A 15,089-nucleotide genomic window follows, 5' to 3' on the forward strand; every position below is an offset into this window, starting at 1 on the left:
CACTCACCCTGCGGTGAGCCGAGATCCAATGTGGGAGCAAGCCCCCACATTATTGAAGGGTGTCAGGCCTTGGCGGTGGTGACTGCCAGCTCCACCGCTTCCGGGCGCTTGATCAACGCGTACACCACGCCGGTCAACAGGCTGCCGGCCATAATCGCCAGTAGGTACAACAGCGCATGGTTGATTGCATTCGGGATCACCAGGACGAACAACCCGCCATGGGGCGCCGCCAGCACACAGCCGAAGTACATCGACAAGGCGCCGGTCAATGCACCGCCGGCGATGCTGGCCGGGATCACGCGCAGCGGGTCTTTGGCGGCAAACGGAATCGCGCCCTCGGAGATAAAGCACAAACCAAGGATCATCGCGGCCTTGCCGGCTTCGCGCTCGGTCTGGGCAAATTTGCGCCGTGCCAGGAACGTGGCGATGCCCATACCGATTGGCGGCACCATGCCGGCGGCCATGGTCGCGGCCATCGGCGCGCCACTGGACGCCGCCAGTAACCCCACCGAAAACGCATACGCGGCCTTGTTGATCGGCCCACCCAGGTCCACACACATCATGCCGCCCAGCAAGATACCCAGCAGCACCGCGTTGGTGGTGCCCATCGTGCTGAGGAAGTCGGTCAGCCCGGTGAGCATGCGCGCCACCGGCGGCCCCACCAGATAGATCATCGCAAGGCCGGTGAACAGGCTCGCCAGCAACGGGATGATCAGGATCGGCTTGAGCGCCTCCATGCTCTGCGGCAAGCGCACGGCACGGCTGATCAGCTTGACGCTGTAGCCCGCCAGGAAACCCGCCAGGATCCCGCCGATAAACCCCGCGCCCAACGTGCCGGCCAACAGGCCGCCGATCATGCCGGGCGCAATGCCAGGACGGTCGGCAATCGAGTACGCGATATAACCCGCCAGCAGTGGCACCATCAACGTAAAGGCGCTGTTGCCGATGGTTTTCAACGCCGCCGCGAGAGTGCCTGGCTGTTCAAACGCGTGAATGCCGAACGCGAACGACAACGCGATCAACAACCCGCCCGCCACCACCATCGGCAACATGAACGACACCCCGGTGAGCAGGTGTTTGTACACGCCGGTTTTTTCCGGCTTGGCCACCGCGCCGCTGGCCGCGCTTTCAACGCTGCCTTCGGCCAGGGCCTTGTTGAGGGTCGCCTCGGATTGCTTGAGGGCAATGCCGGTGCCGCAACGGTAGATTTTCTTGCCGGCGAAGCGCTCGGTGGCGACTTCGATGTCGGCCGCGAGCAACACCACATCGGCATCGGCGATGGCCTGCGGGCTCAACGGCGTACGCGCCCCAACCGAGCCTTGGGTCTCGACCTGCAAGTCGTAACCCAGGCGCCTGGCCGTCTGCTGCAAAGCTTCGGCGGCCATGAAGGTGTGGGCGACGCCGGTCGGGCAGGCCGTGATCGCCACGATCCGCGGGGCACTCTTCGGCGCAACGGGGGCTTGGCTGGCGACAAATACCTGGGCTTCTTCAGCACCGCGACGCAGCACCGCTTCGACATCCGCCAACGCCTGCGCCGGGGTGCTCTGGAATACGCGCTTGCCGACAAACCGCTGCATATCCACTGGTGTGCTGCTGACCAGCAACACCCATTCGGCGCCGTCGATCGTGGCCTGGGACAACGCGCGCTCCGGGTGCTGCGTATCCACCACTTCGACGCTGGTGCTCCAACCCTGGCGTTGCGCGGCGGCGTCCAACAAGCGGGCGCACAGCACACTGGTGACCATGCCGTTGGGGCAGGCAGTAACAATGGCTAACTTCATCACAAACCCTCTTATTGTTCTGTCAGCGGGCGTACAACAACGCCGCTTTCGAGGCGCGCCAAGTGCGCGTCATCGCTGATGCCGAAACCGATCTGCGTCACCGCCATCGCGGCAATCGCGGTGGCACGGCGCAGCGTCTGCTCGGGCGTGTCGCCGCTGAGCAGACCATGCAGCATGCCGGCCAGCAGCGAGTCGCCGGCGCCCACGGTGCTGGCCACCGTCACCCGTGGCGGCGTGGCATGCAGCGTCGCACCCGAGCTGTACCAGGTCACGCCTGCGGCACCGTCGGAAACCACCACGTGCTCCACACCCTGTTGATGCAGTTGGCTGACGGCATCGGTGGCGTTGTCCAGCGCCTCGGCCAGTTCTTCGGTATTGGGCTTGACCATCCAGGGGCCTGCCTTCAAACCGGCGCGCAGCGCTTCGCCGCTGGTGTCCAACACGACTTTCAATCCGAGGTTTTTGAGGTGCTCCAACATGCCCTGAAACCACTGCGGGCTGACGCCGCGCGGCAAGCTGCCGGCCACCACCACCACATCGAAGTCGAGGCCGACGGTTGCGATCCTGTTGAGCAGGTCTTGTTGCGCCTGCTCACTCACCAGCGGCCCCGGCGCATTGATATCGGTAACCCGGCCATCCTGTTCGGCAATCTTGATATTGCTGCGGGTTTCGCCCGGTACACGAATGAACACGTCGCCAAACCCACGGCCGGCGATCAGCGCCTCGAACGCCTGGGGGTTTGCGCTGCCGAGAAACCCGCCGACGCTTACGTGATGCCCCAGGTCGGCCAGCACTTGGGCGACATTCACGCCCTTGCCGGCGGCATGGGTCAGCAGGGTTTCGCTGCGGTTGACTGCACCGGGCGCCAGGCGCGGCAAACGCACCGTCAGGTCCAACGCCGGGTTCAGCGTCAGGGTTAGAATCCTTGCCATTTACACGGCCTCCACTAGGGCACGCACTTCGGCAGGGGAACCCACCGCCAGTGCTTGTTGCGCCAGGCGCTGGGCCTCGCTCAGACTGAATTCACGCACCCGCGCTTTCACTTCGGGAATGCTGCGGGCCGACACGCTCAACTCATCCACGCCCAGGCCGACCAGCACCGGCACCGCCAGCGGGTCCGCCGCCAGCTCGCCGCACACGCCGACCCATTTGCCATGGGCATGGGCCGCGCGCACGGTGATGTCGATCAGTTGCAACACCGCCGGGTGCAGGCCATCGGCCTGGGCCGACAAGGTCGGGTGGCCACGGTCGATGGCCAGGGTGTATTGGGTCAGGTCGTTGGTGCCGACGCTGAAGAAGTCGACCTCCTTGGCCAGCACCGGCGCCAACAACGCGGCGGAGGGCACTTCGATCATGATGCCCAGTTGCAGGTCCGCCACCGGAATCTCCAGGCGCAGGCGTTCGGTCATGTCGCGGGCCGCGCGCCATTCATCCACGCTGCCGACCATGGGGAACATGATGCGCAACGGGCGGCTGTCGGCGGAACGCAGCAATGCGCGCAACTGCGCTTCCATGATCTGCGGGCGCTGCAGGGTCAGGCGAATACCGCGCACACCGAGAAAGGGGTTTTCTTCCTCGGCAATCGGCCAGTAAGGCAACGGCTTGTCACCGCCCACATCGAGGGTACGCACCACCAGCGGGCGCCCGCCGAGGCCATCGAGCACGCGGCGGTATTCGGCTTCCTGGGTGGCTTCGTCCGGGGCTTGGGGGTGCGCCATGAAAATCAGTTCGGTACGCAGCAAACCGATGCCTTCGGCGCCCTGCTCCACCGCGCTGCCCACCCCGGCGCTTTCGCCGATGTTGGCGAACACTTCCACGGCATGACCATCGCGGGTCAGGGCCGGTTCGTGGCGCTGGGCCGCAGCGGCTTGCAGGCGTTGTTCGCGGGTGTCGCGTTCAACGGTGGCGCGTTGCAGGGTCGCGGCGTCGGCGTCCACATGCAGGCGGCCGCGCTGACCATCGAGCAACAGCGGCGTGCCGGCGGCCAACAACAACACGCCGGGGCCGGCGCCCACCAACGCGGGAATGCCGAGGGCGCGCGCGACGATGGCACTGTGCGCCGTGGCGCCGCCACGGGCGGTGAGGATGCCGGCGACGCGAGTCGGGTCCAGGCGCGCAACATCGGAGGGGCCGACTTCGTCCATCACCAGGATGTAAGGCTCACTCGGCTCCTGGGCGCCTTCGACGCCGCACAATTGCGCCAATACACGCCGGCCGATGTCGCGCAGGTCGGCGGCGCGCTCGGCGAGCAAGGCGTCCTGCAATGCCTCCTGCTGCTTGGCGGCGGCTTCGATCACGCTCATCCACGCGGCTTCGGCGCTCTCGCCCTGCTTGAGGCGCGTGTCGACTTCGTCGGTCAGTTCGGGGTCGTCGAGCATTTCCTGGTGAGTGATGAAAATCTCACGGATCGCCTTGGACGGGTTACGTTCGATCAAGCCCTGGATATCCCGGCGCACGTCCGCCAGGGCGGCTTGCAGGCGCTGACGCTCAACGGCCGAGGTTTCGCCGCGCAGCGGGTAGTCGAAGACTTGCTGGACCTGGATATGCGCAGGGCCGATGGCAATGCCCGGCGCGGCGGCAATTGCCTGCACCTGGCTGCCGGCCGGCGGCGCGCTGACTGCCGGCTCGATATCGAGCACTTCGGGCTGGGCGCTCACCGTCGGCAACGCCTCGACCTCTTCGCCGAGGCCCTCTTGCACCGCCGCCAACAGCGCGGGCAGGGCATCACCGGCAATGCTCGGCTCGGCGACAAATTCCAGCACCTGGCCGCGACGCGCGCCGAGGCTGAGCAGCTTGCTCAGGCTTTTCACCGACACGGCGCCTACCGGACCATCGACGATGCGCACACGCAGGTCGCCGTCAAAACTCTTGGCCAGTTGCGCGAGGATCTTCGCCGGGCGTGCATGCAGGCCGTGGGCGTTGGCCAGGGTGATGCGGGCGCTCGGCCAGTCAGGCGGCAGTTCGCCGCCCAATACTTCCAGCACCGCGCGACTGCTGGTAGCGCGCCCCAACTCTTGGCCGCGGCCTTCAATCAACAAGGCGCACAGGCGCTCCAGCAAGGCCTGGTGCGCTTCGCCAAGGCTGGCCAGGCAGAACAGACCGTTGAGCGGCTGGCCGAGGTAACGCATGGGCTTGTCCGGTGTGACAAACGCCAGGCCCGGACGCTTGACCGTCTGTTCACTGTGCAGCCACCACAGGCCATCGCCCAGTGGCAGTGCATCGACCTGCTGCAGCACCGCGGCAAAGCCATTGCTCACGCAATCGGCCTGGCGCAACAGGCGCGCACCTCGCCACACCAGCTCTTCGAAGTCGTCGGCGGACACGCCGAGGCTGATCATCTGCGCATCCAGCGCCAGTTCCTGCGGCGCGCCTTGCAACAGTTTCAGCAAGGCTTCGGCGCTCGCGGCACGGCGCAGCGCCTGGCCCAGGTCGGTTTCGCCGAGGGCACGGGTAAGCAGTTGCAGCAGGCGCAGGTGTTCATCCGATTGGGCGGCAATACCAATCGCCAGGTAGACGATCTGGCCGTCGCCCCAGTCCACCCCTTCGGGGAACTGCAGCAGGCGCACGCCGGTAAGAAAAACCTGGTCGCGGGTTTCGGGAGTGCCGTGGGGGATGGCAATACCTTGGCCGAGAAAAGTCGAGCCTTGGGCTTCACGGGCCTGCAAACCGCTGAGATAACCCTCGGCGACCAGGCCATCGGCCACCAGTTTGTCTGCGAGCAGGTGCAAGGCAGCAGATTTATCCACAGCCACTTGGCCCATGGATATCTGCTCTACAGTGAGCTCAAGCATGCCGTTCTCCTAGTTAGTGCAAAGGGTGCACTAGGTATTGTTTTGAATAAAACAGTGTAAAGGTGTTCAGTGATAGCTGACTGAGTAGTCAATTGGCAGTAGTTACTCAGTAGCGAACGTCTTAAAAATACGCTGGCTGAAACGTTTAATCTAGAATTTATGGCAGATTACGCGTTTATTGCGCATCCTTGAAGAACCACTCGGCGTTTGAGCGCGGACATGGGCGGCAGGCTGGAATCGGTTACGATTGGACAAAATGTCGGGGCAAGCTCCAAAAAACAAGGAAATCCCGGTTTGAAACTCAGTGATATCGCACGCCTGGCCGGTGTCTCCGTGACCACCGCCAGTTACGTGATCAATGGCAAGGCCGCACAGCAACGCATCAGCAACGCTACCGTCGAGCGGGTGCGTGCGGTGGTCGAGGCCCATGGTTTTACCCCCAACCCCCAGGCCGCCGGACTGCGCAGTCGGCACACGCGCACCTTGGGCTTTATCCTGCCCGACCTGGAAAACCCCAGTTACGCACGAATCGCCAAGCTCTTGGAACAAGGCGCGCGCGCGCGCGGCTATCAGCTACTGATCGCCAGTTCCGACGACGACGCAGACAGCGAGCGCCAACTGCTGCAACTGTTCCGCGCACGACGCTGCGATGCGTTGTTCGTGGCCAGTTGCCTGCCCGCCAGCGACGACAGTTACCGCGAGCTGCAAGCCAAGGGCCTGCCGGTGATCGCCATCGACCGGGTGATGGCGCCGGAGCAGTTCTGCTCGGTGGTCAGCGACGACCGCCAGGCCTGCCAGCAACTGACCAGCAGCTTGCTGCAGCCGTTGCCCAAACAGATTGTGCTGATCGGCGCACGGCCCGAGCTGAGCATCAGCCAGGAGCGCGCCGCCGGCTTCCGTGAAGCGCTGCAAGGGTTCGCGGGTGAGGTGATCGTCGAACACGGCGAAGCTTTCAGCCGCGACTGTGGCCGCCAGTTGATGGAGCAACTTCTGCATCAACTGGGGCATCTGCCTGACGCGCTGGTGACCACGTCCTACGTGTTGCTGCAGGGTGTGTTTGACGCGCTGCATGACTTCCCGCTGAAATCACGCCCGTTGCGCCTGGGCACCTTTGGTGACACCCAACTGCTGGACTTCTTGCCGCTGCCCGTGAACGCCATGGCCCAGCAGCATCAGCTTATTGCCGAAACCGCCCTGCGCCTGGCCCTGGCGGTCATTGAAGAAGAACAGTACCAACCGGGCGTACACGCCATCGGCCGGACCTTCAAGCAGCGCATTGTCGAGGCTTGAGCGTGGAGCTGATCGACACCCACACCCACCTGGACTTCGCGGACTTCGACACGGACCGCCGCGAAGTCCTCGCCCATAGCCGTGAAGTGGGCGTGCGGCGCATGGTGCTGCTGGGGGTGTATCAGCAGAATTGGCAGCGCGTGTGGGATTTGGTACAGGCTGATGAAGGTTTGTTCGCCGCCTTTGGCCTGCACCCGGTATACCTCGACGATCACCGCGCCGCCGACCTGACGGCCCTGGGCGACTGGCTGAGCCGCCTGCGCGGCCATCGGCAATTGTGCGCGGTAGGCGAGATCGGCCTGGATTACTTCCTTGAACACCTGGACCGCGAACGCCAGCAAAGCCTGTTCGAAGCCCAACTGCAACTGGCGGCGGACTTCCAGCTTCCGGCGCTGCTGCACGTGCGCCGCAGCCACGCGGTGGTCATTGCCACCCTCAAACGCATCCGCCTGGCACGGGGCGGCATCATCCATGCCTTCGCCGGCAGCCGGGAAGAGGCGCGCGAATACATCAAGCTGGGCTTCAAGCTTGGCCTGGGCGGCGCCGCCACCTGGCCCCAGGCGCTGCGCATGCACAAGGTACTGGCGCAACTGCCGCTGGACGCGGTGGTACTGGAAACCGACTCGCCGGACATGGCCCCCGCCATGTACCCAGGCCAGCGCAATAGCCCCGAGCATCTGCCGGCTATCTGCGCCGCGCTGGCCGAGCGCATGGGCATCAGCCCGTCATTGCTGGCCGAGGCGAGCACACGCAATGCGTGCGAGTTGTTTAATTGGTAGCGCCGGGTTCACGGCTTGCAGGTTCAAGGTCAACCGTTGCTGGTGACGGGCATAGCGCAACACCGCGAAATGCACCAACACCACCAGTAATGAAAGGTTGAACTGCCCAAGCACACTGAGCAGCCCCAGCCACTCGGCCACCAGCGCCACGATCAACACCACGCACGTCAGCGCCACCATGCCCGGGCGTACCAGCGCCCAGTGGTCCAGCGCCTTGAAGTGGCGCAACTGCCGGGGGCAATTGAGCGCCAGGACCCGCTGGCAATAGGGGCAATCGAAAGGTACTTCGATGGCGATGGCATTCAATTGCCAAGCCTTGAGTTCAAACGTGATGTCGCAATGGGCGCAATGCCCTTTGATGCCAATTGCACCGGTCATCGTCGTGCCTACCCTGGACTGTGATTGAGTGAAACAAATTCTCACCCATTCACTCGACGAGAAAACCCGGCCAGGCAAATCCAGACATGCGCCACACCGGCAGCAGCGCCCCTCCTACATCTGCGCCCTACACGCGAAAGGCACCTATCAATTGCTTCAATTCGACCACCTGCATCGATAGCTGTCGGCTCGCCGCTTCGGTCTGATGCGCGCCTTGGGCGGCATGTTCGCCGGCGCGATTGATTTCGACGATGTTCTGATCGATGTCGTGGGCTACCGCCGTCTGTTGTTCCACGGCGGCGGCGATCTGCTGGTTTTGATCAACGATCATGCCGACGGCGCCGAGAATATTCTCCAGGGCCTGCTGGACCTGCTGCGACTGGCCCACCGTGCCGTTAGCCACTTCATGGCTGGTGCCCATGGCCCGCACCGCCGCGTCTACTCCGCTGAGTAAACGGCTGATCATTTGTTCGATTTCTTCGGTGGAATGCTGCGTGCGCCTTGCCAGCGTGCGAACCTCGTCGGCCACCACCGCAAACCCTCGCCCTTGCTCACCTGCCCGCGCCGCCTCGATCGCCGCATTGAGCGCCAGCAGGTTGGTTTGCTCGGCAATGCTTTTGATCACTTCCAGCACGCTGCTGATGGACTGGCTGTCGGTGGCCAATTGGTTGATCACCCGTACCGACTGGTCGATTTCGCCGGCCAACCGCGCAATGCTGGCTTGCTGGGATTGCACCAGGCCGCGGCCGCTGACGGTTTCTGCGTTGACACTATGGGCACTGCTCACCGCAGCAGCCGCATTGCGCGCGACTTCCTGGGCAGTGGAAGACATCTGGTTCATGGCCGTCGCCACCTGTTCGATTTGCGTGCGCTGGCCCGAAACCGCCTGGTTGCTCTGGGCCGAAACCGTTTGCACCTGGCCCGCCTGCACTTCGACCTGGCCGACGGTGTGCCCGACGCGCTCGATTAAATCATGGATTTTCGCCACCGTGCCGTTGAACACCTGGCCGAGGTCACCCAGCTCATCACGGCTGTGGGCGACGAAGGTGACGGTCATGTCGCCGGCCGCCACCTTGTCCATCATCGCGCCCAGGCTGCGCAGCGTCGTGCGGGTGGACGCGTAGAACCCGGCATATAAATAGAAGATCAGCAAAAACACCGCCGTCAGCGCCGAAACCAGTAGCACCATGTGCAGGCGATTCTGCGCCAGGCGCTGCTCCAACTGCTGCCCGAGGAACGTCAGCGTGACTCTCGTCGAGTTGGTAGGTCTGGGCCATCAATTGGCTGACCGCGTCATAGAAACCCTGCCAGGGCGCGTCGAGGGTTTCGGCCATGACCACCTGTTCTTCAAACAACTCGCTGGCGTGTTTGAGGCTGGCATTGCTGGCCTTGGCCAGGCCATCGAGCGCGCCGTGGGCGGCTTTGCTGGAGCCCAGGGCATCCTGCAACTTCAACCCGTATTCGGCCTGCAGCTTTTCCAACTGCTGCAACAGTTCGTCAAACCGCGTGCTGGAGGAAGAATTGAGAAAGCCCTGGCCCAGTGAGTACGCGCCCATTGCCCGCCCTTCTCCCAAGGTCTGGGTGACTTGCGGGGTGACACTGGTGATCAGCTCGCTGAGCTGGCGCAAGTCGCTCTGGGGGTCGCGGCTCAAGCCTGACTGGCTGGCGATGATCTGGCTGAGCATCTGCGCTTGGTTGAGCAATTTGCCGATCAATGCACTTTTGCTCAGCAGCGAGGTTTCCTGTTGCTGAGCCTTGAAGGCGGCGATCAATTCGTCGCGCTTGCCGTCAAAGACTGCAATTTGCTCAGGGTCGGTGGCCATTGCGCTGAAGCCTTGCAGGCGGCTGAGCGCGCCCTGCTCAAGGCTGTTGATCTTGCTTTCAAGGTCACCCGCCTTGCCGGACTGGCCGAGGGTCGCGTTGATTTGCACCTGGTTGTTGAGCGTTTCCAGGTCGCGGCGCAGGGCCAGGCTGCTGCCAAGCAGGTCCAGGCTTTGCAGCTCGACACGGGTGCCCTGGAATTCGCGCCAGGAATCGCGCACCAGATAATAGTTGGTCGCCAGCATCGGTAGCAGGAACAGCACGCTGATCAAGCTGAACTTCATGCCAAAGCTCAAGCGATTCATCAGCGCGACGGCGGGATAGAGCAAGCTCTTCACAGGTGAACTCCCTTTTTATTTTTATTGAGGCGCAGGGCGGCGGCACAAAGCCACTATTTGGCGCTCTGTCTGTATAGCTCAATTCGAAAGGGAGTTTTGTAACTTAAGGTTAACGAGCGAGAATCGGGGCTGCTGTTACGCAGCCCCTTGCGGGCAAGCCCGGCTGACCATTGAGATCAAGGCAACACGGTCCAGATGGCAAACCCCGCGTACCACAACACCGCCGCGCGCAACAGCAACTCCCACAGACGATCCAGACTGTTGATGCCGTCGGCGCCCACTGCCGGCGGTGGGATTTCGGCGGCCACCAGGCCGACTTTTTCGACCAACTGCGCGGCACTGATGTCCCAACTCAGGAGTTCATGCAGCATCACTCGGCTGACCGCAACGAAATTGCCCACCAAGGCAAAACTGGCGGCCAGCAAGCGCACCGGCAACCAGTCAAACGCATGCCGCAGTTGCCCGGCGCGCTCGGCCACCAGAGGGTTGCGGCTGTGTTCACTGGCCAGCGCCAGCAGGCGATAAGCCAGGGCGGCGACCGGGCCCAGCAGGAAGTACCAGAAAATCACCGCAAAAAAGCTCTGATAGGCCTGCCACAACAGATGGCCCTGAACGCGCTCCAGCAGTTGCTCGCCGCTGTCGGCGCCCAGTTTCAGGTCGCGTTCGGCTACATGTTCGGCGGCTTGCAGGTCCCCACGCCGCCAGGCATCGCGAAACGGACCGAGGCCGGCCAATAGATCACCACGCCCCAGGCTGTAGATCACCACCAACAGGTGCACCGGCAGCGCCAACAGGCCATACGCCACGGGCTCCAGCACCAGCAGCAACAGCGCCAGCAACGCCACCGGCAGCAACACCAATACGGTCAGGATCAGCCACGGGCGCTTGCCCATGCGCGGGCTCGCTTCCAACTTGGCCAATTCGCGCAACCAGCCGCCGTCACGCTGCAACCGCTGGCGCAGGGCCGAGAACTTCTCGATCCACACCGCCAGCACCAAAACCAGAAAACTCATCGTGCGTGTCCTCCATCCTGCAGGGCGCTGCGAAAGCGCGTCCAATCAAAAGCGGGGCCGGGGTCGGTCTTGCGTCCCGGAGCAATATCGCTGTGGCCACAAATACGCTGCGCGGTGATGCCTGGGTAGGCCTTGAGCAACTGGCGGCTCAGGTCGATCAATGACGCATATTGAGCGTCGGTGAAGGGCAGATCGTCCGTCCCCTCCAGTTCGATGCCCACGGAAAAGTCATTGCACGTTTCACGCCCTTCGAAACACGAGACTCCAGCATGCCAGGCCCGGTCGTTGCAGGACACAAACTGCGTCACATCGCCGTCGCGCTCAATCAGAAAATGCGCAGACACGCGCAGGTCGGCGATCCCTTCAAAGTAGGGATGTTCCGTGACATCCAGGCGATTCTGGAAAAACTCCTGCACCTTGCCGGTGGCGAACTGTGCCGGAGGCAGGCTGATGTTATGCACCACCAACAGTGAGATTTCGCCTGTGGGGCGCTCGTTGAAGTTGGGCGAAGGGCAATGGGGAATGCCCTGACACCAACCACTGGCGGGGTCCAACTGCATACAGGATCCTTGAATGTGACTAATTATGACCAGTATGCCGCGTTCGACCCTGTGGTTGCGATCACTTGCCGCGATTGAGTTGACGCAATTGACTGATCACAGCCGTCAGCGCGCGTTCGAACAATGCCCCATCGTCCAGGGTATGCAGTGCGCCGCGCTTGAACGCCCGCGCCAGTTGGCCGGCGTTTTTCTCCAGGACCTTGAGCCCCGTGCGGCCGACAAAAATATAGGTATTGGCCGGCGCCATGATCGCCAGCAATTTGCAACGCAGGGCGTCAGCCTGGTCTTGCTGGAACACGACCCAGCTACCGAGCCGTAGTTGGCGCACCTTGAGCAGATCAGGATCATCGTCCGCCAGGCCTTCGGCCGAATCGGGCGGCAGCACACTGAACACAAAAGGCTCGCGCACTTCGAGCAAACCTTCGCCGTCGGGCGGCCGAACATGCAGGGCCTGCAGGCGAACAAAAAAATCACGGCTGCTGAACGGGTCGAACGCGGCGCTGGCCAAGCCGTCGCGCAATGCCTTGAGCAAGCGCGGCAACTGCTCCAGCAAGTGCCGTCCGGCTTCAGTATCTGCCTGCAGGCCGACGCTCCATATCAGCTCATCCATGGTGCGCAGCGCCGCCTGCCATTGCACCGACTGCTCGCCGTGCTTAAGGCAGGTCAAAAGCAGCACCTGGCTCCAGGCCTGCTGTAAAAACTGCACGACCGCGTGCGGCAACACCTTGCCCAGCAGCCGTCGATTCAAGGCGTCGGCTACCCGCTGCCGGGCGGCTTCGGTGAGGACGCGCCCGGCCTCGGTATCGAGGGTGTGCTGTTCAAGCAGCTCGCTGCGGCGCTGCTCTTGGGCGATAAACCCACAGAACTCGGCGAGCAGTTGGGAAAAAATCAGCGGATCTTCGACATATTCATTGAGCAAACGCTGCACCACCTGCTCGATGCGCATGTACAGGCTGTCGCGCGCGTAGTCATCCACAGGGCTCCAGGCCATGGCCGCTGCCGCGAGTTCATTGAGCAGGCGCCGGGCCGGGTGGCCGGCACGGCTGAAGAAGCTCTTGTCCTGCACCGCCACTTTCAACAGCGGGATCTGCAAGCGCGCAATCAGGGCCTTGAAGGCATCCGGCACGGCGCGGTCATTGAGGATAAATTCGAACAGCAACGCGATCAGGTTGATCACGTCTTCATCCACCGCTTCCACCACCCGTGACTTGCCACTTTTGACGCTGACGCGGGTTAGCAACTGCTCGAGTTGGTTGCGCAGGTCAAAATCGTCCTCGGCATCAGGCTCCGGCACGTATTGCTGCAAATGCGATAACAGCCGCACGAGGTCGCGGGTGGCGATGGGCTGGGGTGCGGCGCTGGCTTCCAGGGTGGGCGCGACACTACCGCGTACTGCGGCCAGCAACGTCTGCAAGGCGGCGAATGCCTGTTGGCCATTTTCATCGACGGGCTGATCGGCCGCCGGCATTGCCGCTTCGCGCTGGTGATCACGGGCGGCGCGCCCGCCGGGGCGACGGGACGGTACAGCCTTGAGTTCGGGCAACACCCCGGTAGCCACCAGCAATTGATTGGCTTCGCAGTAGAGCTGGTCGGCGTCACTGAGCACGTATTTCTCAAACAGCTTGAGCATGATCAGTTTGACCCGGATCTCAACGCCCAGGCTGCGCCCCGCCTGCAGAAAAAATTCGCACAGCTGCGCCGGCCCCAAGGGGTTTTCACGATCATCCAGGCGATTGCCCAGCACGGCGCTCAAGCGCGCGGTGAGTTGTGACAGCGCCAGGCCGTCGCGGTGGTGTACCCGGCCAAGCATGGCGTCAAGCGCCACGGCTTTTTCCTGCTCATCCTTGGAGGTGCCCGGCGTCGTGTCATAGGACAAAGCCGGCACCCGTTGAAGCACACCACGCCCCGCCAGGCCCAACTCGGCAAAGGCGTCGAACAGCCTCTGCATGAACACGCGCTCAAAGTTCTTGCGCTTGAGGCGCAGGTCGCGCATGGCTTCGAAAAAAATATGGTGGTCGAGGTTGTTGCCGGCCTTGTCAGCCATTTCGAACAAGGTGTCGTCGGCGTTATCGAACAGCTCTTGCAGGCCCTGCTGCAATTGTTGCGCAGCCTTGTCGCGAACCTGCTGCAACACTATCGGCAGACGGGCCAGCGGCGATGGCATGGCATGCGCCGTGCTGATTGGCACCACCTTTCCGTCATTGTGCATCCTGGCCTCCTGAAACGGCGGTATTGAGTTGGGAAATATCGGGTACAGGCCCGTTGGGGCGCTGCGAATAACCGGTTATCACCAGCACGTCAAAGCTATGACGCCAATTGCAAGGCGCGAGATTATCTTGCAAATGAGAGGGGTTGCGCCAGCAAACTCTGACATTGCGCTGTAAATGAGTGGTGAGCCTGGGTTCGCACGCACGCAGCCCCTATAATCGGGGCACTTTGTTTGTGGAGCCTGTTATGCCGAACCTCCGTCTTGCCGACCTCACCGCCGAAATCGAAGCCAACGTGCGCCGCGCACTGCTGGAAGACATCGGCAGTGGCGATATCACCGCGCAGTTGATCCCGGCCGAACGGCTGGCCACGGCCAACATCATTACCCGTGATGCCGCCGTCATCGCCGGCACGGCCTGGGTGGACGCGGTGTTCCGCCAACTGGACCCACGCGTCGCCGTGCATTGGCACGTGGCCGACGGTGAGCGCGTCAGCCCCAACCAGGCACTATTTCACCTTGAAGGCCCGGCACGTTCATTGCTCAGCGGCGAACGCTCTGCGCTGAATTTCCTGCAATTGCTGTCCGGGGTAGCCACGCGCGCGCAATCCCTGGCGGACTTTGTCGCCAGCACCCAGGTCAAGTTGCTGGACACCCGCAAAACCCTGCCGGGCCTGCGCCTGGCGCAAAAGTATGCTGTGACCTGCGGTGGCTGCCACAACCATCGCATCGGTTTATATGACGCGTTCCTGATCAAGGAAAACCATATCGCAGCCTGCGGCGGCATCGCCCAGGCCATCACCGCCGCCCACAAAATCGCCCCCGGCAAGCCGGTGGAAATCGAAGTGGAAAGCCTGGATGAACTGCGCGAGGCACTGGCGGCGGGCGCCGATATCATCATGCTTGATGAACTGAGCCTGGAGGATATGCGTGAAGCCGTGCGCCTCAACGGCGGCAAGGCAAAGCTGGAAGCCAGCGGCGGGATCAATGAAACCACCCTGCTGCCCATCGCTGAAACCGGGGTGGACTACATCTCCATCGGGGCGATGACCAAGGATGTGAAGGCGGTGGATTTGTCGATGCGGCTGAGCATCTGAGGGCTGATCGTTTTAGTGAGCGGGCTTGCCCGCTC

The 15,089-nt window shown here is 62.9% G+C and carries 12 protein-coding genes; 3 read left to right on the forward strand and 9 right to left on the reverse strand.

What is annotated here, in order from left to right:
- Window positions 1-62 precede the first annotated feature (62 nt).
- From AB4O23_RS00135 to ptsP, 3 genes are read right to left on the reverse strand one after another with little or no spacing between them, the layout of a single operon-like run.
- A complete protein-coding gene (locus AB4O23_RS00135) occupies window positions 63-1,781 on the reverse strand; it encodes a PTS fructose-like transporter subunit IIB (RefSeq protein ID WP_017529848.1) in 1,719 nt (572 codons plus the stop codon).
- An 11-nt stretch (window positions 1,782-1,792) separates the two neighbouring features.
- A complete protein-coding gene (pfkB, locus tag AB4O23_RS00140; protein WP_017529849.1) occupies window positions 1,793-2,713 on the reverse strand; it encodes a 1-phosphofructokinase in 921 nt (306 codons plus the stop codon).
- Window positions 2,714-5,572, reverse strand: coding sequence for a phosphoenolpyruvate--protein phosphotransferase (ptsP, locus tag AB4O23_RS00145; RefSeq protein ID WP_068938057.1), 2,859 nt, complete (start codon window positions 5,570-5,572; stop codon window positions 2,714-2,716).
- Between the two features lie 294 nt (window positions 5,573-5,866).
- Between ptsP and cra the strand changes: the two genes are divergently transcribed.
- Window positions 5,867-6,862, forward strand: coding sequence for a catabolite repressor/activator (cra, locus tag AB4O23_RS00150; protein WP_017529851.1), 996 nt, complete (start codon window positions 5,867-5,869; stop codon window positions 6,860-6,862).
- A 2-nt stretch (window positions 6,863-6,864) separates the two neighbouring features.
- Window positions 6,865-7,641, forward strand: a complete 777-nt coding sequence (locus tag AB4O23_RS00155; RefSeq protein WP_460061643.1) for a TatD family hydrolase — start codon at window positions 6,865-6,867, stop codon at window positions 7,639-7,641.
- Here the strand turns inward: AB4O23_RS00155 and AB4O23_RS00160 are convergent.
- From AB4O23_RS00160 to AB4O23_RS00185, 6 genes are all read right to left on the reverse strand, one after another.
- On the reverse strand, window positions 7,588-8,019 hold the full coding sequence (locus AB4O23_RS00160; RefSeq protein ID WP_267864336.1) for a hypothetical protein: 432 nt from the start codon (window positions 8,017-8,019) through the stop codon (window positions 7,588-7,590). The genes AB4O23_RS00155 and AB4O23_RS00160 overlap by 54 nt on opposite strands.
- Before the next feature lie 127 nt (window positions 8,020-8,146).
- A complete protein-coding gene (locus AB4O23_RS00165) occupies window positions 8,147-9,103 on the reverse strand; it encodes a methyl-accepting chemotaxis protein (RefSeq protein ID WP_460150538.1) in 957 nt (318 codons plus the stop codon).
- Complete coding sequence (locus AB4O23_RS00170) at window positions 9,045-10,124, reverse strand: hypothetical protein (RefSeq protein ID WP_460150360.1); 1,080 nt, start codon at window positions 10,122-10,124, stop codon at window positions 9,045-9,047. Before AB4O23_RS00170 ends, AB4O23_RS00165 begins: the two co-directional genes overlap by 59 nt.
- A gap of 230 nt (window positions 10,125-10,354) precedes the next feature.
- Window positions 10,355-11,191, reverse strand: coding sequence for a regulatory signaling modulator protein AmpE (gene ampE, locus AB4O23_RS00175; protein ID WP_017529855.1), 837 nt, complete (start codon window positions 11,189-11,191; stop codon window positions 10,355-10,357).
- Window positions 11,188-11,751: a 1,6-anhydro-N-acetylmuramyl-L-alanine amidase AmpD gene (ampD, locus tag AB4O23_RS00180; protein WP_017529856.1), complete on the reverse strand. Its 564-nt coding sequence runs from the start codon at window positions 11,749-11,751 to the stop codon at window positions 11,188-11,190. Before ampD ends, ampE begins: the two co-directional genes overlap by 4 nt.
- 61 nt (window positions 11,752-11,812) lie before the next feature.
- Window positions 11,813-13,960, reverse strand: coding sequence for a DUF1631 domain-containing protein (locus tag AB4O23_RS00185; RefSeq protein WP_135196372.1), 2,148 nt, complete (start codon window positions 13,958-13,960; stop codon window positions 11,813-11,815).
- Window positions 13,961-14,205: 245 nt separating this feature from the next.
- Here AB4O23_RS00185 and nadC point away from each other — a divergent pair, with 245 nt between their 5' ends.
- On the forward strand, window positions 14,206-15,054 hold the full coding sequence (nadC, locus tag AB4O23_RS00190) for a carboxylating nicotinate-nucleotide diphosphorylase (RefSeq protein WP_017529858.1): 849 nt from the start codon (window positions 14,206-14,208) through the stop codon (window positions 15,052-15,054).
- The last annotated feature ends 35 nt before the right edge of the window (window positions 15,055-15,089 follow it).

It is taken from the genome of Pseudomonas sp. H2_A10, assembly GCF_054680085.1.